A 17,132-nucleotide genomic window follows, 5' to 3' on the forward strand; every position below is an offset into this window, starting at 1 on the left:
CACGCTGCCACAGCTAACTACCCGGCTTTGCGGTTAGTTCTCGACGGGCACGCCCATCAACGGCGCCGAAACAAGGCACGCGGGCGATCAGGCGAACCTTGTCATCACGTGCTTGACTCGGGTGTACTCGGTGAATGCGTACGTCGAGAGGTCCTTGCCGTGGCCTGAGTGGGCGAAGCCTCCGTGGGGCATCTCCGCTACCAACGGTCCGTGCGTGTTGACCCACACGCAGCCGAAGTTCAGCTCCGCTGTCACCCGTGCGGCGACGGCTAAGTCCTTCGTCCACACCGAGGATGCCAGTCCGTAGGGGACGTCGTTGGCCAGTGCGACCGCCGCGGCTTCGTCCGAAAAGGACTGGACCGTGATGACCGGGCCGAAGATCTCCTCCTGGACGATCTCGTCGTCCTGCCGCACTCCCGAAATCACCGTGGGGGAGAAGTAGAACCCGCGAGAGCTGTACCGGGTGCCGCCGGTCTCGATGCGCGCGTGTGATGGCAGCCTTGCGATGAGGTCCTCGACGCGTGAGAACTGCGCCGCACTGTTCAACGGCCCGTAGTCGACGCCCGGTGTCTGGGCCGATGCGGCCTTCGCCAGCGAAGCGACGAAGTCGTCGTGGATCGACTCGTGTACCAGCACCCGGCTGCCCGCTGTGCAGTCCTGGCCCGCGTTGTAGAACGCCGCGCCCACTATGCCCTCCACTGCCTCGGCGAGGTCGGCGTCCGGGAAGACCAGCAGTGGTGCGTTGCCGCCCAGTTCCAGGTGGGTGCGCTTGAGGTCGGCGGCCGCCACCGTGGCGACGTCGATGCCTGCCCGGGTCGAGCCGGTGATCGAGACCAGGTCCGTCGCCGGGTGCCGGACCAGTGCTCGGCCGGTGTCGCGGTCGCCCGTCAGGACCGTGAACGCCCCCGGCGGCAGGAACTCCGCCGCGATGCGGGCCAGCAGCACGGCCGTCGACGGGGTGGTCTCGGCCGGCTTGAGCACCACCGTGTTGCCCGCCGCCAGGGCCGGTGCGATCTTCCAGACCGCCATCATCAGCGGGTAGTTCCACGGCGCGATCTGCGCGCAGACGCCCACCGGCTCGCGGCGGATCACCGACGTGTGCCCGGGCGTGTACTCGCCGGCCGCGGTGCCCTCCAGGTGCCGGGCGGCTCCGGCGAAGAACCGCAGGGCGCTCACGCACTCCGGGATCTCCTCGTCGAGGACCACGGACCGGATCTTGCCGGTCTCCCGGACTTCGAGGTCGGCGAACTCGGACGCCCGGGCTTCCAGCGTGTCGGCGATCTTCAGCAGGGCCAGCTGCCGCTGCGCCGGGGTGCTGCGCCGCCAGATCGCAAACGCTTGCGCGGCCGATTCGAGCGCCATGTCCACTTCGGACTGCTCGGCGATGGGGCTGGTGCCGAACACCTCGCCGGTCGCCGGGTCGGTCAGGTCGAGCGTGCGGGTCATGCCTGCTCCAGGTGGGTCGGCGCGAACAGTTTCAGCACGGCCGGCAGGACGACGACAGACGGGCCCGGTGTCCGCAGCGCGCCGGCCAGGTCCGCGCCCACCGTGTCCAACGAAGACAATCGAGCGGGAACGCCGAAGGAGGTGGCCAAAGCGACGAAGTCCGGCCGGGTCAGCTCCGTGGCCGTGGTGTGGCCGAACGTGTCGGTGAGGTACTCGCGCAAGATGCCGTAGCCGCCGTCGTCGATGATCAGCCAGGTGACGTCGAGGCCGTGCTGCACCACGGTGGCCAGCTCGGCGACGCCGTACATCGCGCCGCCGTCCCCGGACACCGCCAACGTGGTGCCGCCGGCGGCCGCGCCGCCGAGCGCGCCCGGCAAGCCGTAACCCAGCCCGCCCGCGCCCTGCGCCGTGTGGATCGGCGCGCCCTCGGGGTTCCACGCCGACCAGGCCCAGTACGCGGCGATCGTCATGTCCCAGAACGTCTGCGTGCCCTCGGGCAGCGCCGTGCGGATGTCGTCGATCAGCTTCCGTTCGGCGGCCAGGTCCTGACCGTCCAACCGGGACTCCACCGCGGACACCAGCGAAGAAACCGCCTTCTCGGCCCGGCCGTCGGACGCCCGCATCGGCACCCACTCCAGCAGCGCCTGCAGCGTGAGCCGCACGTCGGCGTGGATGCCGAGCCCGGCGTAGTTCGACTCCAGCTTGCCGAGGTCGGCCTCGACCTGGATCACCCGGCCGCGCGGGGCGAACTCGCGGTAGTTGCTGGACAGCTCGCCGAGCCCGGAGCCGAGTACGAGGAGCACGTCGGCGGAAGCGAGGAACTCCGTGGTGTGCCAGTCCTCCAGCCACGACCGCCCGGACAGCTCGTGGTCCCAGCCGAAGACGCCCTTGCCGCCGAACGTCGAGATCACCGGTGCGCGCAGCGCTTCCGCGAGGGCCGTCAGCTCGGCGTGTGCCCCGGACCGCAGCGCTCCACCCCCGGCGAGGATCACCGGATTCGACGCCGCGCCCAGCAGGTCCGCCGCGGCGGTGACCAGCTCCGGAAGGGGTTCCAGCGGAAAAGGAGAGGCCGACACCGACGTGATCGGCGGGACCCCGGCCGGGCCGAGCAGCACGTCCTGGGGGATCTCGACCCACACCGGGCCGTAGGGCGCGGTCGCGGCCGACGTCCACGCCTCCCGCAGGGCCGTCGGAAGCTGGCTCGCGCGGCGCACGACGTGCACGGACTTCACCACGTCCCGGAAGCTCGCCTGCTGATCGGGCAGTTCGTGCAGGTAGCCGTGCCGGCCGCCGCCCAGCCCGGCGACCGGGACCTGGCTGGAGATCCCGAGCACCGGCACCGAGGCGGCGCGGGACTCCTGCAGCGAAGCCAGCGTCAGGAGCGCGCCCGGGCCGGTCGAGACCACCAGCGGCGTCACCGGCACCGGGCCGTCCGGGTTCGCGGCGAGCCGCGCGCGGGCGAAACCGTCGGCGGCGAAGGCGAGGTTGTTCTCCACCCGCCCGCTGATCACCCGCAGGTCGCCGGCCCGCCGCAGTGCCTCGAACAGGCCCAGCGCGTGCTGGCCGGGCAGGCCGAACACCGTGTCGGCGCCCAGCGCCCGCAGGGTTTCGACGACGACGTCGCCGCCGATCCGCGTCATTCGCCCTTCCCCAAGGTCAGCAGGCTCACCAGGTCGTAGGCGATGTGGGAGGCCGCGATGGCGGTGATCTCGGCGTGGTCGTAGGCCGGGGCCAGCTCGACGACGTCCGCGCCGACCAGGTTGAGGTCGCGCAGCCCGCGCAGGATCTCCAGCAGCTCGCGGCTGGTCATCCCGCCCGCCTCGGGCGTCCCGGTGCCGGGGGCGTGGGCCGGGTCGAGCACGTCGATGTCGACCGAGACGTACAGCGGCCGGTCGCCGATGCGCTGCCGCAGCGCGTCGACGGTCTCGGCGACGCCGCGGCGCAGGACGTCGCCGGAGGTGACGATGCCGAAGCCGAGCCGGCGGTCCTCTTCGAGGTCCCGCTTGCCGTACAGCGGCCCGCGCGTGCCGACGTGCGACAGCGCGCTCGTGTCGAGGATGCCTTCCTCCGACGCCCGCCGGAACGGCGTGCCGTGCGTGTACGGCTCGCCGAAGTAGGTGTCCCACGTGTCCAGGTGGGCGTCGAAGTGCAGCAGGGCAACGGGTCCGTGCTTCTTGGCCGCGGCGCGCAGCAGCGGCAGCGCGATGGTGTGGTCGCCGCCGACGGTCACCAGCCGCGTCCCGTCCGCCTGTAGCGCCTCGGCTTCCTGCTGCAGCGTCTCGATCGCTTCGCCGATGTTGAACGGGTTGACCGCGATGTCGCCTGCGTCGACGACCTGCTTTTCGGCGAACGGCGAGACGTCCAGCTCCGGGTGGTACGGCCGCAGCAGCCGGCTCGCCTCGCGGACGGCCGCCGGGCCGAACCGCGCGCCGGGCCGGTAGGACACGCCGGAGTCGAAGGGCACCCCGACGACGGCGACGTCGGCGCGCTCGACCTGGTCGATCCGCGGCAGCCGCGCGAAGGTCGCGAAGCCGGCGAACCGGGGGATGCGCGACGAGTCGAGGGGGCCGGTGTTAGGCACTGGTGGGCTCCTGTTCCCGAATCGAGGGGTGGGTGTCTTCGCCGTCGAGACGGCGGGTCCAGACGGAAAGGATCGAGGCGTCCGTGCGGGGCGTCGCGAAGCTGACCGCCAGGTAGACGACCAGGCTCGCGCCGAGGCCCCAGTAGATCGGGGTGTTGGCGTCGACGCCGTCGATGATCATGAAGGCGATCACGGACACCGTGCCGGCGACCATCGACGCGTACGCGCCCTGCCGGGTGCCGCGCTTCCAGAACAGCGCGCCGACGATTGCGACGAGCAGGCCGCCGACCAGGATGTCGTAGGCGATGGTGAGGGCGTTGACGACGTCGTCGACGATCATCGCGATGCCGATGGCCAGCAGGCCGAGCACGAGCGTGGCGAGCCGGTTGCGGCTGACCTCGCCGCCCTTCTTGAGGCCCAGCTTGGTGAGCAGGTCCGACGTCGTCGTGGTGGAGCAGGCGATCAGCGCGCCGCTCGCCGTCGACATCATCGCCGAGAGCGCGGCGGCCAGGACCAGGCCGCGGACGCCGGTGGGCAGCAGCCGCTCGACGATCGTCGCGAAGGCGTCCTGCGCGCTGGCGATGTCCGGGTAGAGCGCGTGCGCGGCGGTGCCGATCAGGGCGCCCGCGAGGCCGTAGACCAGGCAGTAGACGCCGGAGGTGATGCCGCCGGACGTCGCGATCGCGGGCGTGCGGGCGGTGAACACGCGCTGCCAGATGTCCTGGCCGATCAGCAGGCCGAAGGTGTAGATCACGAAGTACGTGATGATCGTGTCGGTGCCGATCGAGGTGAAGCTGAAGAAGCTCGCGTCGAGCTTTTCGCTCATGCCGTCGAACCCGCCGGCCGAGCTGATCGCGACCGGCAGCAGGATGGCCAGGATGCCGATGGTCTTGATGACGAACTGGGCGATGTCGGTGAGCGTGATCGACCACATGCCGCCGAGCACCGAGTAGAGCACCACGATCGAGCCGCCGATGGCGATCCCGGCCCAGTTCGGCAGGGCGAACAGCACCTTGAAGATGGTCGCGAAGGCCAGCGTCGAGGTGACCGTGAGCATCAGGGTGTAGCCCCACATCACGATGCCGGACACCGCGCTGGTGCGGCCGCCGTAGCGCAGGTCGAGCATCTCGCCGACGGTGTAGACCCGCAGCCGCACCAGCCGCCGCGCGAACAGCGCGTGCAGCACCAGGATGCCGACGCCGATGCTGACCACCAGCCACATGCCGGAGATGCCGTAGGTGTAGCCGAGCTTCACGCCGCCGACCGTGGACGCGCCGCCGAGGACGACGGCCGACATCGTGCCGGAGTACATGAACCAGCCCAGCCGCCGCCCGGCCACCAGGTAGTCGGACTTCGTCTTCGCGAGCCGGAGGCCGTACCAGCCGACCCCGAGCATGCCCGCGATGTACAGCGCGATCACCGCGTAGTCGCCGGTCACGGTGTCCTCCTCACGTCGGTTTCGGGTCACCGTAGGTTCGCCCGCCACCTCCTCGGCATGGGATGATTCGTCCCCAAGTCGACTTTGTTAGGGACGAAATGGCCACGATCGCGGATTCTTTGCCCACGGAGGTGAATGTCCCGTTACGGGACGTGCTCGGCAACCGGGAGCTCGCGCTCGACGTCGTCCCCGAGACGCTGCGGCCGGGCGCGCTGGACGCGCCGGTGCACTGGGCCCACGTGAGCGAGCTGCAGGACCCCGCCCCCTACCTGCTGGGCGGCGAGCTGATCCTCACCGCGGGCGTCAACCTGCCGGAGCAGCTCGACCGGTACGTGCGCGGCCTGCGCGACGCCGGCGTGACGGCGCTGGGGTTCGGCCTCACCCCGACGGTGCACGAGACCCTGCCGGAGCCCCTGCGCCGGGCGTGCGCGCGGCGCGGGCTGCCGCTGCTGGTGGTGCCCGCGCGCACGCCGTTCCTGGCGGTCAACCGGGCGGTCTCGGTCGCGCTGACCGAGGCGGGGCAGCGGGAGCAGCGGCGGATCACCGCGGCACGCGAGACGCTGACGCGCGCCGCCGGTGGCGGCCTCGGCGAGCTGACGTCGGCGCTGGCGGCGGTGCTGCGGTCCTGGGTCGCCCTGGTCGGCGCCGGGGACGTGCTGGCCTCGGCGCACGACGCGCCTTCGCCGCTGCCGCGCCCGGTGCGGGAGCTGATGGCGACCGTGCGGGCGGGCAGCGGGATCCGGAGCGCGACCACCGAGCTCGACGGCGGGTTCGCCGTCGTCCAGCCGGTGTACCCCCAGGCCACGGCCTCGCACCTGGTGGTCGTCGGCCGGCCCCGGCGGCTCGACGGCGCCGAGCGGGCGATCCTCGCCGTCGGCGCGGCCCTGCTCGGTCTCGTCGGCCGCGCGGGCTCGGACGCGGCCGAGCTGGGCGCGGCGGCCACCGGCCTGCTGCTCGGCCGCACGTCTCCCGGGGAAGTGGCCCGCTCGCTGCTGGGGTCGGAGGTCGTCCGGCTGGTCGCCGGGGCGGCGTACCGGCGTGGCCCGGACGAAGTGGCCCAGCGCCCGGACTGGTTGCGGGCCCGGCTGGACACGCCGTTGGTCTCGGTGCGGCCCGGGCCGTCCTTCGTGGCCGTCGCCGGGGCGGTGTCGCGGCCGGTGCTGGAGGACCTGCGCGAACACGGCTGGCTTGCGGCGGTGGGATCGCCGGGGCCCGCTGCCCGGGCGGCTTCGGCTGGGGCCGAGGTGGAGCTGCTGCTCTCGCGGGCACTCGCCCTCGGCCGGCCGATCGTGGCCGGGAGCGAGCCGCTGGACTTCGACGCGCTCCTGGACCCGGACGCTTCCCGGGGGTTCGCTGCGAAGGCGCTGGAGCCGTTGGTGGCGCTGGATCGCGCGGGGGACCGGTCCCTGGTGCCGACGTTGCGGACGTGGCTGGCCCACCACGGCGGCTGGGAACCGACGGCGGCGGAGCTGGGCGTCCACCGCAACAGCGTCCGGCACCGGATCGCCCAGGTGGAGAAGGCGCTGGGGGTGGATCTGGCGGATCCGGAGGTGCGGATGCGGCTGTGGTTCGCGCTGCGCTGGGCGACGCCCGGTCCTTAAAGGGCACTCTCAGGAAAATATGGGATTGTGGGCTGGTGCGAGTTTTGGTAGTCGAGGACGAAGAGCCCCTGGCCGACGCGATCGCCCGTGGCCTGCGCCGCGAGGGCATGGCGGTGGACGTCGCGCTCACCGGGGACGACGGGCACGAGAAGGCCGCTGTCACGCGGTACGACGTCGTGCTGCTGGACCGGGACCTGCCGGGGATGTCCGGTGACGAGCTGTGCCGGGAGATCGTCGCGTCCGGGGAGCTGACCCGGGTGCTGATGCTCACCGCGAGCAGTTCGGTGTCCGACCGCGTCGAGGGGCTTTCGCTCGGCGCCGACGACTACCTCGCCAAGCCGTTCGCCTTCCCCGAGCTGGTCGCGCGGGTGCGGGCGCTGGGCCGGCGGGCCACGCCGGCCGCGCCGCCGCTGCTCACCGCCGGGGACGTCGAACTGGACCCGGCCAAGCGGACCGTGCGGCGGGCGAGCGGGCCGGTCGAGCTGACCCGCAAGGAGTTCGGCGTCCTCGAGGTCCTGCTGCAGGCCGCCGGGTCGGTCGTCAGCAGCGAGGAGCTGCTCGAACGCGTGTGGGACGAGAACGCCGACCCGTTCACCACGACCGTCCGGGTCACCGTGATGACGCTGCGCAAGAAGCTCGGCGAGCCGGGGATCATCGAGACCGTCGTCGGCTCCGGGTACCGGGTGCCGGAGCCCGGCGCTTCGCGCGCGTGAACCTGCCGGGCACCCGCACCCTTCGCGCCCGGATCACCCTGCTGGCGACCGTGCTGGTCGCCGCCGTCAGCCTGCTGCTGCTCTGGCTGGCCTGGACGCTGGTGCGGGACTCGCTCGACGCCGTCCCGCAGATGCCGCCGGGCAGCACGGTGGTGGTCGACGGCGTCGAGGTCGACGCCTCGACGCTCGCCGAGCACCTGCGCGTGCACGCCCGCGACCGGATGCTGCTGTTCGGGTCGCTGGCGTTCCTGCTGGTCGTCGCGGCCGCGGCGATCCTCGCGTGGACGTTCACCTCCCGCGTGCTGCTGCCGCTGCGCGAAATCACCGGCACCGCGCGGCGGCTGTCGGTCGAGTCGATGGGGGAGCGGATCGGCGAAATCCGCTCCCGCGACGAGCTGGCCGAGCTGGCGAGCACGTTCGACGACATGCTCGACCGGCTCCAGGCCGCGTTCGACGCGCAACGCCACTTCGTCGCCAACGCGAGTCACGAGCTGCGGACGCCGTTGTCGGTGATCCGCACGGAACTCGACGTCACCCTGGCCGACGACGACGCCGACGAAGCCGAGCTGCGCCGGATGGGCGGGGTGGTCCGCGACGCGACCGAGCGCGCCGGCCAGCTGGTCAACTCGCTGCTCCTGCTGGCCCGCACCGACGGCGCCGGGCTCGGTGTGCACGAGCCGGTGGACCTCGCAGTGCTCGTCGACCGGGCATGGCGTGCCGTGCAGCGCGAAGCCGGGGAGCGCGGGATCCGGACGTCGTTCACGACGCCGCCGGCGTCGGCCTTCGGTGACCCGGCACTGCTGGAGCGGATCGCGGGCAACCTGCTGGAAAACGCGGTCCGCCACAACGTCGAGGGTGGCTGGCTGGAGGTCGTGACGCAGCCGGGGCCGCGGTGGTCGATGCTGCGGGTCCGTTCCTCGGGCGGCCTGGTCGACCCGGCGGCGGTGCCGGAGCTGTTCGAGCCGTTCCGCCGGGCCGGGGTGGCCCGCACGGCCCGCCACGGCGCCGGTCTGGGCCTCTCGATCGTCCGGGCCGCGGTGGCGGCGCACGGCGGAACGGTGACGGCCGAGCCGATCGTGGGCGGCGGCCTCGGCGTGACGGTCCACCTCCCGGCCCACTGACCCGTGATCGACGGGTCAGCACGCGTGGTGGGAGAGTCATCTCCCGTGATTGGAAGGTCGACACTCCGCGGCTCGCTCGATTCGCCGTGTCGTCCCCTCAATCACGCGTGTCGACCCTTCAATCACGCGTGTCGTCTTCCTGATCACGGTCCAGGCTGAGGGCCAGGCCGGCGCGGAGGACTCCGGCGGCGTGGAGCATGGCTGCGCGGGCGTCCGGGTCCACGCCGACTCGGTTGGCGAAGCCGTGGAGCTGGCCTTCGTGGCGTCGGTGGACCAAGGGGACTCCGGCGGCGGCGAGCCGGGCCGCGTAGGCCTCGCCTTCGTCGCGGAGGAGGTCGAAGCCGCAGGTGGCCACGAAGGTCGGGGGCAGGCCGTCGAGGCTTTCGTCGTAGAGGACCGAGGCTCGCGGGTCCCGGTACAGGGCCGGGTCGCGGAGGTACTGCGCGCGGTACCAGGCCCATTCGTCCCGGTCGAGGCGGAAGCCCGAGCCGAACTGGCGGTGTGACGCCGACTCGCCGAGCGCGTCCGTCGCCGGGGTGAGCAGGAGGCTGAACGCCGGCCGGGACAGCTCGCCGCGGGCCGCCGCGTGGGCGACCACCGCCGCGAGGTTGCCGCCGCTGCTGTCGCCGCCCACCGCCAGCCGGGCCGGGTCCACGCCGAACTCCGCCGCGTGCGAAACCACGTGGGCGAACGCCGCGACCGCGTCCGACGCCGCCGCGGGGAACGGGTGTTCCGGCGCGAGCCGGTAGCCGATCGACACCACCCGCACCCCGGCTTCCTCGGCGAGCAGCCGGCACGCGCCCTCGTGCGTGTCGAGGCTGCCGAGGACGAACCCGCCGCCGTGGAAGTACACGATCGCCGGGCCCGGCGCCGGGACGCCGGCCGGTTCGTACAGCCGCAGCGGCAGCGGCCCGCCCGGCCCGGGCCACGAAGCGTCGCTGGTCCGCACGCCCGGGCAGATCCCGGCGCCGGCGAGCGCGCCCGCCAGGTTCAGCTCGGTCCGGGCCCGCGAAAGGCTGCCGTTGTGGTGCGGCGCGTCGAACGGCGCGAAGCGCGCCACCCGCATGAGCACCCGGGCGGTGGGGACCGGCTGACGGCTGTCCACCACCACCGGCCGCCCCGCGATCACGCGCAGTACGGGCGACGGCAGCCGGAGCAGGAAGCGCAAGCCGGCCATGATCGACCGCACGAGCAGCCGCCGGGACAGTCCATTCAGCACAGGTCCACGAAAATCGGGTTCGCGTACAACCACAAGTCCTCGAACGGGTTCGCCTGCCCGACGACGTCCGGCGTCGGCTCGCCGTCGCCGTTCGACCCGCGCACCCGCAGGTAGAACGGTTCCCGGACGTTCCGGAAGGTGTGCCGGTAGCCGACCTGCCGCCCCGGCGCCCAGCGCGGCTCGAACGATTCCACGACCCGCGTGCCCGGCGCCGTCATCGTGTCGCGGTCGGCGGCCGGGCCGGTGACCGGGCCCGCGACGACGTCCAGGCGCGCCAGCCGCGGCACCGAGCCGCCGCCGTTCGGCCGCGACGCGAGCCGCGCCGAAACCACGACCGTGACGTCCGACCCCCGCCGCACCCGCAGCCGGCCGCCGAGCGTCGCCGACGCACCACCGCCGTACGCGCCGACCTGCAGGTCCTGCGCGAGACCGCCGTGCGACAGCCAGATCCGTCCGGCCCGCAGGCCGTCCAGGACGCCTTCGAGGCTTCGCCGCGTGACGCCGACGTACGTGCGGCTGAACTCGCCGGGGTAGAAGTCCGCGTACGGCGCGAGCAGCTGCGGCGTGCCGGTGTCGAGGGGGTCGGGGAACTTCCCGTGCGTGTCGTACCAGTCACCCGGCACGTCCGGCCGGACCAGCGTGTCGCCGCGGTTGTAGTGCGAGTCGGAGTTCGTGGTGATCCACCACGGCTTGCCCTCGGCCAGCATTGAGTCCCAGAGCCCGCCGACCTTCGCCGTCGCCCAGTCCCAGCCGCCGTGCGTCCGGTACGCCTCGGCCGGGAAGCCGGGCCAGGAGTTCGGGCCGGGGCTGTTGGCGTAGCCGCCGCGCGCGCCGCCGTTGCCGAGCGGCTTGGGGAAGCCGTCCGCCTGCGCGCCCGGCGCCCCTTCCATGCCGATGACGATGCCCGGTGCGGCGTCGCGGTAGGCACGCAGCTCGTGCGGGGCGACGCGGCCGTTGCGCAGCGGGTGGTTGATCAGCACGACCGGGGCGTGGATCCGCCGCGCCTGCTCTTCCGCGGCGAGCCAGCGCAACGCCCGGAGCGCGAGGGCCTCGTTCGCCGGGCTCGACGCCTCCGAGTTCGTCAGCCGCCAATCGAAGTTCCGCTCGAACTCGCGCAGCTTGGCCGCCTGCCCCGAACCGGCCTGGAAGAACACGGTCGCGTGCTCGGCGCCCGGGACGTTCCACTCCATGCCGTGCCACAGCAGCAGGTCCGGGTACTTCCGCCGGGCGGCGAGGAAGTCGGCTTCGGTGGGTTCGACCGAGGCCTTCTCGTGCTCGGCGTGGCCGTGGTCGGTGAAGACGATCCAGTCCGCGCCGTGCGCCCGCCCGCCGGCGGCGATCTGGTCGATCCGGTACATCGCGTCGTACGAGTACTGGCTGTGCGTGTGGTGGTCGCCCACCAGCCACTGGTAGCGGCCGCACACCCGGCTCAGGTCGGAATCGGCGAAGGCGGGGGCCGGGAGGGGCACGCCCGCGGCGGCGGCCGCGAGCCCGGCGCCCTTGAGGAACCGGCGTCTGTCGGTGGTCACCGCGCGGACGCTAAGCCGCCGGGGTGAACGGGCGGTGTCCCGGCGGCCAACGTGTGCTGTGATCTTCGGTGTGGAGCAGAAGCCCCTGACCCGCGTCCTGGTGCCGGTGAGTGCGCTGGCCCTGGCCGCCGGCGCCGGGCTCGCGTTCTTCATCGCCGCGCTCGTCCGGCCGCCCGAGCTGCCGGTGGACCCGAACCCGGCTCCGCTGGCCGGGCACACGCTGTGCGCGGCGGTCGTGGTGACCTATTCGTCCGAAGAGGACATGCGGGCCGCGGTGCCGTCCTTGCGCGGCGACCCGAAGGTCCGGCGGGTGTTCGTCGACCCGCCGTCGGTCTCCCTGCTCGCCGTCCCGGGCACCGACCTGAAGGCGTGGGCGCAGGAGCTGCACGCCCGCTACCGGAAGGCCGAGCGGGTGACGGTGATCGATTCGGACGCGACGGCGGCGCAGCTGAAGCTCACTGCGCCGCCGCCGAAGTGCCCTCGAGAAGGCGAGTACTAGCGAGCCGGGACCGAAGCCACGCCCGGGGCGAGGAACGGCTTGCCGTTCACGCGCTCGGACACGCCGGAGCGGTCCAGGTACGGCGTGATGCCGCCGTTCCAGAACGGCCAGCCCGCGCCGAGGATCAGGCACAGGTCGATGTCCTGCGCCTCGGCGACCACGCCCTCGTCGAGCATGATCCGGATCTCCTCGGCGATGGCCGACAGCGCCCGCTCGCGCACCTGCTCCGAGGTGGACGGCCGGTCGCCCTGCGTCCACAGCTCGGCGACCTCCGGGTCGACCGAGGCGTTGCCCTGGGCGTCCCAGATCCAGACGCCCTTCTTGCCCGCCTTGACGAACTTGGCGAGGTTCTCGGACACGGTGAACCGGTCCGGGAAGGACTCGTGCAGCGTCTCGCCGACGTGCAGCGCGATGGCCGGGCCGACGAGCTGCATCAGCGTCAGCGGCGTCATCGGCAGGCCGAGCGGTTCCAGGGCCTTGTCGGCCACCTCGAACGGCGTGCCCTCGTCGACGGTGACCAGCACCTCGCCGAGGAAGCGCAGCAGCAGCCGGTTGACGACGAACGCCGAGGCGTCCTTCACCAGCACGCTGGACTTCTTCAGCTGCTTGCCGACCGAGAACGCCGTCGCGAGCGAAGCGTCGTCGGTCCGCTCGCCGCGGACGATCTCCAGCAGCGGCAGCACGGCCACCGGGTTGAAGAAGTGGAAGCCGACGACCCGTTCGGGGTGCTGCAGCTTCGAGGCCATCGCGGTGATCGACAGCGACGAGGTGTTCGTCGCCAGAATCGCCTCGGGCTTGAGGTGCTGCTCCAGCTCGGCGAACACCTGCTGCTTGACGCCCAGCTCCTCGAAGACGGCCTCGATGACGAAGTCGGCGTCGGCGAACGCGGCCTTGTCGAGCGAGCCGGTCACCAGGGCCTTGAGCCGGTTGGCGCCGTCCGGGGAGAGCCGCTTCTTGCCCAGCAGCTTGTCGATCTCGGCGTGGACGTAGCCGACACCCTTGTCGACGCGCTCCTGGTCGACGTCGGTCAGCACGACCGGCACCTTGAGCCGCCGCACGAACAGCAGCGCGAGCTGGCTGGCCATCAGGCCGGCGCCGACGATGCCGACCTTGTTCACCTTGCGCGCCAGGGACTTGTCCGGCGCGCCGGCCGGGCGCTTGGCGCGCTTGTTGACCAGGTTGAACGAGTACAGCCCGGCGCGCAGGACGTCGGACATGAGCAGCTCGGCGAGGCCGTCGGTCTCGGCCGCGTAGCCACGGTCCAGATCGTTTGCGCGGGCCAGCTCCAGCAGCTCGACGGCCTTGGTCGCACCCGGCGAAGCGCCGTGCGTGCGGCCGTCCACAAGGGACTTGGCGCGGGCGATCGCGGCGTCCCAGCCGGAGCCGCGGTCGATCTCGCGGCGCTCCGGGGTGATTTCGCCGTTGACCACGCGAGCCAGCCACAGCAGCGACTGCTCGAGGTAGTCGGCCGAGCCGAAGACGGCATCGACGATGCCGAGCTCGGCCGTCTGCTTGACGTTGAGCATCTTGTTCTGCGCCAAGGCGTTCTCGATGATCACCGTGACGGCCGCGTCGGCGCCGATCAGGTTCGGCAGCAGCTGCGTGCCGCCCCAGCCCGGGAACAGGCCGAGGAAGACCTCGGGGAACGCGATCGCGGCGGTGTTCTCCGACAGCGTCCGGTAGTGGCACGAGAGCGCCAGCTCCAGGCCGCCACCCATGACCGCGCCGTTGACGAACCCGAACGTCGGGATCTTCGACTCGGTGAGGCGGCGGAACACGTCGTGCCCGGTCTGGGCGATTTCGCGCGCCAGCTCGGGGTCGCTCACCGATTCGACGCCGGACAGGTCGGCGCCGACGGCGAAGATGAACGGCTTGCCGGTGACGGCGATCGCGGCCGGCTCGGCCTCGAACGCCTTGTCCAGCGCGGCGTTCAAGGAAACGAGCCCCTGTGGGCCGAAGGTGTTCGGCCGGGTGTGGTCGTGGCCGTTGTCGAGCGTGATCAGCGCGACGGGCTTCTCGAGCCCGGGCACCTTGACCAGCCGGGTCTTCGCCTCGGTGACGACCTCGTCGGGGAAGGCGGCCTTCGCTGCTTCAGCGGTGAACGTCATTACTTGGCCCCCTCGAACGCCGGGTTCTCCCAGATCACGGTGCCGCCCATGCCGATACCGATACACATCGTCGTCATGCCGTAGCGCACGTCGGGGCGCTCGGCGAACTGGCGGGCCAGCTGCGTCATGAGCCGGACGCCGGACGAGGCCAGCGGGTGGCCGCAGGCGATCGCGCCGCCCCACTGGTTGACGCGCGGGTCTTCGTCGTCGATGCCGAAGTGGTCGAGGAAGGCCAGCACCTGCACGGCGAAGGCCTCGTTGATCTCGAACAGGCCGATGTCGTCGATGGTCAGGCCGGTGCGCTTGAACAGCTTCTCGGTGGCGGGCACCGGGCCGATACCCATCACCTCCGGCTCGACGCCGGCGAACGAGTAGCCGACCAGCCGCATGGCGACCGGCAGGCCCAGCTCGTGGGCGGTTTCCTCGTCGGCGAGGATCGACGCGGTCGCGCCGTCGTTGAGGCCCGCGGCGTTGCCCGCGGTGATGCGGCCGAACGGGCGGAACGGCGTCTTCAGCCCGGCGAGCTGCTCGACCGTGGTGCCCGGGCGGGGCGGCTCGTCCTCGGTCGCGAGACCCCAGCCGAGTTCCTTCGAGCGGGTGGCGACCGGGACCAGCTCGGGGCCGATCTTGCCGGTCTTGACGGCCTCGGCGTAGCGCTCCTGGCTGCGCGCGGCGTAGGCGTCGGTGCGCTGCTTGGTGATCGCGGGGAAGCGGTCGTGCAGGTTCTCGGCGGTCTGGCCCATGACCAGCGCGGTGGGGTCGACGAGCTTGTCGGCGATGATCCGCGGGTTCGGGTCGACGCCCTCGCCCATCGGGTGCCGGCCCATGTGCTCGACGCCACCGGCGATGGCGATGTCGTAGGCGCCGAAGCCGATGCCGGACGCGGCGGTGGTGACGGCCGTCATGGCGCCGGCGCACATCCGGTCGATGGCGAAGCCGGGCACCGACTTCGGCAGCCCGGCCAGCAGCGCGGCGGTGCGGCCGATGGTCAGGCCCTGGTCGCCGATCTGGGTGGTGGCGGCGATGGCCACCTCGTCGACGCGCTCGGGCGGCAGTTCGGGGTGCCGCCGCAGCAGCTCGCGGATGGCGTTGACGACCAGGTCGTCGGCCCGGGTTCCGGCGTACATGCCCTTGTCGCCGGCCTTGCCGAAGGGGGTGCGGACCCCCTCGACGAAGGCGACATTGCGCACGCCTCGCGCGGTCGGCGCGAGCGGCGTTGCTGATGCGGCCACGAATGCTCCATGAAGTAGACAGCTTGTTCGGTCGGGGGTCCGGGTGGCGGAGCCCCCGGCCCGGGGCGGAGCCCCGGTTGTCACAGCCGCACGATAGCCCTTGTTACCGGTCGGTAACCAGTGGTGTGGCCCGGCCGAGTGGGCTACGGCACACTCTTGGGCTCCATCGTCTGTCCCTTCACGAGCCAAGCGACGCCGAACGCCTCCACCGCGATGCTCTCCAGCCACAGCGCCGGGTGCAGCGAAGGCACGAGGTCGAGGTACTTGGCCAGGGCGACCAGCACCAGGCAGGCGAGGATCACCACCCCGCAGACGCGGTAGACGACGCCGGTGCCGGGCGGCTGCTCGCCGTCGTGGGGGAACAGGCGGAGGCAGAAGTAGGCGAGGGAGAGGAAGAACACGGCCGCGAAGACCCAGTGCAGCACGCCGGAGGTGCGGTCCCACGCCGTCACGTCGTGGTCGGGGGTGGTGGGGAAGAGCGCCAGCCCGATCGCACCCAGCCCGGCGACCGTGCTGGCGACGTTGTCGACGTAGTCGTGGCCGTAGTAGGCGAGGAGGAACACCCCGACCGCGCACATGGCGCCGACGAGGACGTCGCGCAGGTCGGTGTAGTAGTAGCCGCTCAGCGAGCCGATGAGGTCGCCGCCCTGGACGAGCTGCTTGCCGAGGACGAGGACGACCGGCAAGGCCAGGCCGATGAGCCCGATCGCGCGCCGGAGGAACAGGTACGAGTGGACGAGCGTGTTCTGCGGGGATCTGGTCGCCGTGGTCATGCCGCCTCCGGGGGTTCACAAAGGAGAATCGGCGGTCAGGTGCCCACGGGTGAGGCTTGTTACCACGGAGTTGTCCAAGTTCTCAGCTGATCGTTACGCAGCTCGGCGAAGACGCCGTCGCGGTGGGCGATCGGCGCGAAGCCTCCGAGGAGCCCGATCCGGGCGCCTTCGGCGGGGTCCCAGACTTCGAGCCGGGCTTCGGCGACGACGTAGAGCAGGCCGTCGTGGGCCCACATCCGTCCGGAAGGCCCGGCGAAGGATCCGGTCAGGCGCCCGGTCGCGGCTTCGCGCAGCTCGATGCCGTCGAGGAGCGGCGAGTCGGTGCCCAACTGCCCGTAGTCCGAGACGATCGCCGCGAACCGCCCGTCTCGCGAGACGTGCAGCACGGGGCCGCGAGGCCGCTCCGGCCCGTCGTTCCGCTCGACGTCACGCTCCTCGGGCAGCACGACCGGCCCGAGGAGCCACTGGTCCTCGTCGTCGATCCGGGCGAAACCCGCTTCGGTGAGCGCGAGCCAGCCGCCCGGCGCCGGCGCCAGGCACCGGTCGTTCAGCGGGCGCACCGGGCAGGAGCGCGTCGTCCAGGCCCCGGTGAGTTCGCGGTCCCGCAGCAGGACTTCGGGCGAGCCGCGCCAGCCGAGGTGAGCCAGCTCCTCGGCGCGGTCGAAGCAGCCGACGCACGCGTCGAGCAGCTCCGGTGCCGCCGTGTCGGCGCACTCCTGGCACAGCAGGTCGAAGTCGGTCTTGATCCCGGTGAGCACGCGGAAGCAGGCTGGTCCGTTGTCGGTGGTGAGGTGGGTGCAGACACGCGCCCCGGCGGCCGGCGCGAGATGGCCGCACGGAAGAACTTTCACTCCTCCAGTGTCGACCGGCGG

The 17,132-nt window shown here is 72.1% G+C and carries 14 protein-coding genes; 4 read left to right on the top strand and 10 right to left on the bottom strand.

All coding sequences use genetic code 11. The annotated features are described in order from the left end of the window. Nucleotides 1–87: 87 nt before the first annotated feature. From ISP_RS13840 to ISP_RS13855, 4 genes are read right to left on the bottom strand one after another with little or no spacing between them, the layout of a single operon-like run. Nucleotides 88–1,446 carry a gamma-aminobutyraldehyde dehydrogenase gene (locus ISP_RS13840; RefSeq protein ID WP_013224490.1) on the bottom strand — a complete coding sequence of 453 codons (1,359 nt, stop codon included), beginning with the start codon at nucleotides 1,444–1,446 and terminating at the stop codon, nucleotides 88–90. Beyond that, complete coding sequence (locus ISP_RS13845; protein ID WP_013224491.1) at nucleotides 1,443–3,086, bottom strand: thiamine pyrophosphate-binding protein; 1,644 nt, start codon at nucleotides 3,084–3,086, stop codon at nucleotides 1,443–1,445. Before ISP_RS13845 ends, ISP_RS13840 begins: the two co-directional genes overlap by 4 nt. Further along, nucleotides 3,083–4,027, bottom strand: a complete 945-nt coding sequence (gene speB / locus ISP_RS13850) for an agmatinase (protein WP_013224492.1) — start codon at nucleotides 4,025–4,027, stop codon at nucleotides 3,083–3,085. The genes ISP_RS13845 and speB overlap by 4 nt, the downstream gene beginning before the upstream one ends. Beyond that, complete coding sequence (locus tag ISP_RS13855; RefSeq protein ID WP_013224493.1) at nucleotides 4,020–5,465, bottom strand: sodium:solute symporter family protein; 1,446 nt, start codon at nucleotides 5,463–5,465, stop codon at nucleotides 4,020–4,022. Before ISP_RS13855 ends, speB begins: the two co-directional genes overlap by 8 nt. Nucleotides 5,466–5,596: 131 nt before the next feature. Here ISP_RS13855 and ISP_RS13860 point away from each other — a divergent pair, with 131 nt between their 5' ends. The 3 genes from ISP_RS13860 to ISP_RS13870 are packed head-to-tail and all read left to right on the top strand — an operon-like array spanning nucleotide 5,597 to nucleotide 8,900. Next, complete coding sequence (locus ISP_RS13860) at nucleotides 5,597–7,066, top strand: PucR family transcriptional regulator (RefSeq protein WP_265049904.1); 1,470 nt, start codon at nucleotides 5,597–5,599, stop codon at nucleotides 7,064–7,066. 35 nt (nucleotides 7,067–7,101) lie between these two features. Continuing rightward, a complete protein-coding gene (locus ISP_RS13865; RefSeq protein WP_034284338.1) occupies nucleotides 7,102–7,779 on the top strand; it encodes a response regulator transcription factor in 678 nt (225 codons plus the stop codon). Then, complete coding sequence (locus tag ISP_RS13870; protein ID WP_013224496.1) at nucleotides 7,776–8,900, top strand: sensor histidine kinase; 1,125 nt, start codon at nucleotides 7,776–7,778, stop codon at nucleotides 8,898–8,900. Before ISP_RS13865 ends, ISP_RS13870 begins: the two co-directional genes overlap by 4 nt. A gap of 118 nt (nucleotides 8,901–9,018) precedes the next feature. Here ISP_RS13870 and ISP_RS13875 read toward each other — a convergent pair whose 3' ends face one another. Continuing rightward, entirely contained in the window at nucleotides 9,019–10,119 is a 1,101-nt protein-coding gene (locus ISP_RS13875) for an alpha/beta hydrolase (RefSeq protein ID WP_013224497.1), read from the bottom strand. Beyond that, entirely contained in the window at nucleotides 10,113–11,648 is a 1,536-nt protein-coding gene (locus ISP_RS13880) for a twin-arginine translocation signal domain-containing protein (RefSeq protein WP_013224498.1), read from the bottom strand. The genes ISP_RS13875 and ISP_RS13880 overlap by 7 nt, the downstream gene beginning before the upstream one ends. Nucleotides 11,649–11,718: 70 nt before the next feature. On the opposite strand from ISP_RS13880, the gene ISP_RS13885 reads away from it, so the two are divergent. Next, complete coding sequence (locus ISP_RS13885; protein ID WP_230468777.1) at nucleotides 11,719–12,147, top strand: hypothetical protein; 429 nt, start codon at nucleotides 11,719–11,721, stop codon at nucleotides 12,145–12,147. On the opposite strand, the gene ISP_RS13890 is transcribed toward ISP_RS13885, so the two are convergent. The 4 genes from ISP_RS13890 to ISP_RS13905 form a co-directional block, all read right to left on the bottom strand. Then, nucleotides 12,144–14,255, bottom strand: a complete 2,112-nt coding sequence (locus tag ISP_RS13890) for a 3-hydroxyacyl-CoA dehydrogenase NAD-binding domain-containing protein (RefSeq protein WP_013224500.1) — start codon at nucleotides 14,253–14,255, stop codon at nucleotides 12,144–12,146. The genes ISP_RS13885 and ISP_RS13890 overlap by 4 nt on opposite strands. Then, a complete protein-coding gene (locus ISP_RS13895; RefSeq protein ID WP_013224501.1) occupies nucleotides 14,255–15,445 on the bottom strand; it encodes a thiolase family protein in 1,191 nt (396 codons plus the stop codon). Before ISP_RS13895 ends, ISP_RS13890 begins: the two co-directional genes overlap by 1 nt. 185 nt (nucleotides 15,446–15,630) lie before the next feature. Beyond that, the gene (locus ISP_RS13900) at nucleotides 15,631–16,260 is read right to left on the bottom strand and encodes a DUF998 domain-containing protein (RefSeq protein ID WP_013224502.1); all 630 of its coding nucleotides are present in this window, start codon (nucleotides 16,258–16,260) and stop codon (nucleotides 15,631–15,633) included. A gap of 59 nt (nucleotides 16,261–16,319) precedes the next feature. Further along, on the bottom strand, nucleotides 16,320–17,111 hold the full coding sequence (locus tag ISP_RS13905) for a hypothetical protein (RefSeq protein ID WP_013224503.1): 792 nt from the start codon (nucleotides 17,109–17,111) through the stop codon (nucleotides 16,320–16,322). Nucleotides 17,112–17,132 lie beyond the last annotated feature (21 nt).

Origin of the sequence: Amycolatopsis mediterranei (assembly GCF_026017845.1) — a bacterium.
In the GTDB taxonomy this organism is placed as follows: domain Bacteria; phylum Actinomycetota; class Actinomycetes; order Mycobacteriales; family Pseudonocardiaceae; genus Amycolatopsis; species Amycolatopsis mediterranei.

Excerpts from the sequence above, each read along its gene's own strand:
- ISP_RS13845 (WP_013224491.1), bottom strand. The coding sequence starts at position 3,086 with ATGACGCGGATCGGCGGCGACGTCGTCGTCGAAACCCTGCGGGCGCTG.
- ISP_RS13900 (WP_013224502.1), bottom strand. The coding sequence starts at position 16,260 with ATGACCACGGCGACCAGATCCCCGCAGAACACGCTCGTCCACTCGTAC.
- ISP_RS13840 (WP_013224490.1), bottom strand. The coding sequence starts at position 1,446 with ATGACCCGCACGCTCGACCTGACCGACCCGGCGACCGGCGAGGTGTTC.
- ISP_RS13890 (WP_013224500.1), bottom strand. The coding sequence starts at position 14,255 with ATGACGTTCACCGCTGAAGCAGCGAAGGCCGCCTTCCCCGACGAGGTC.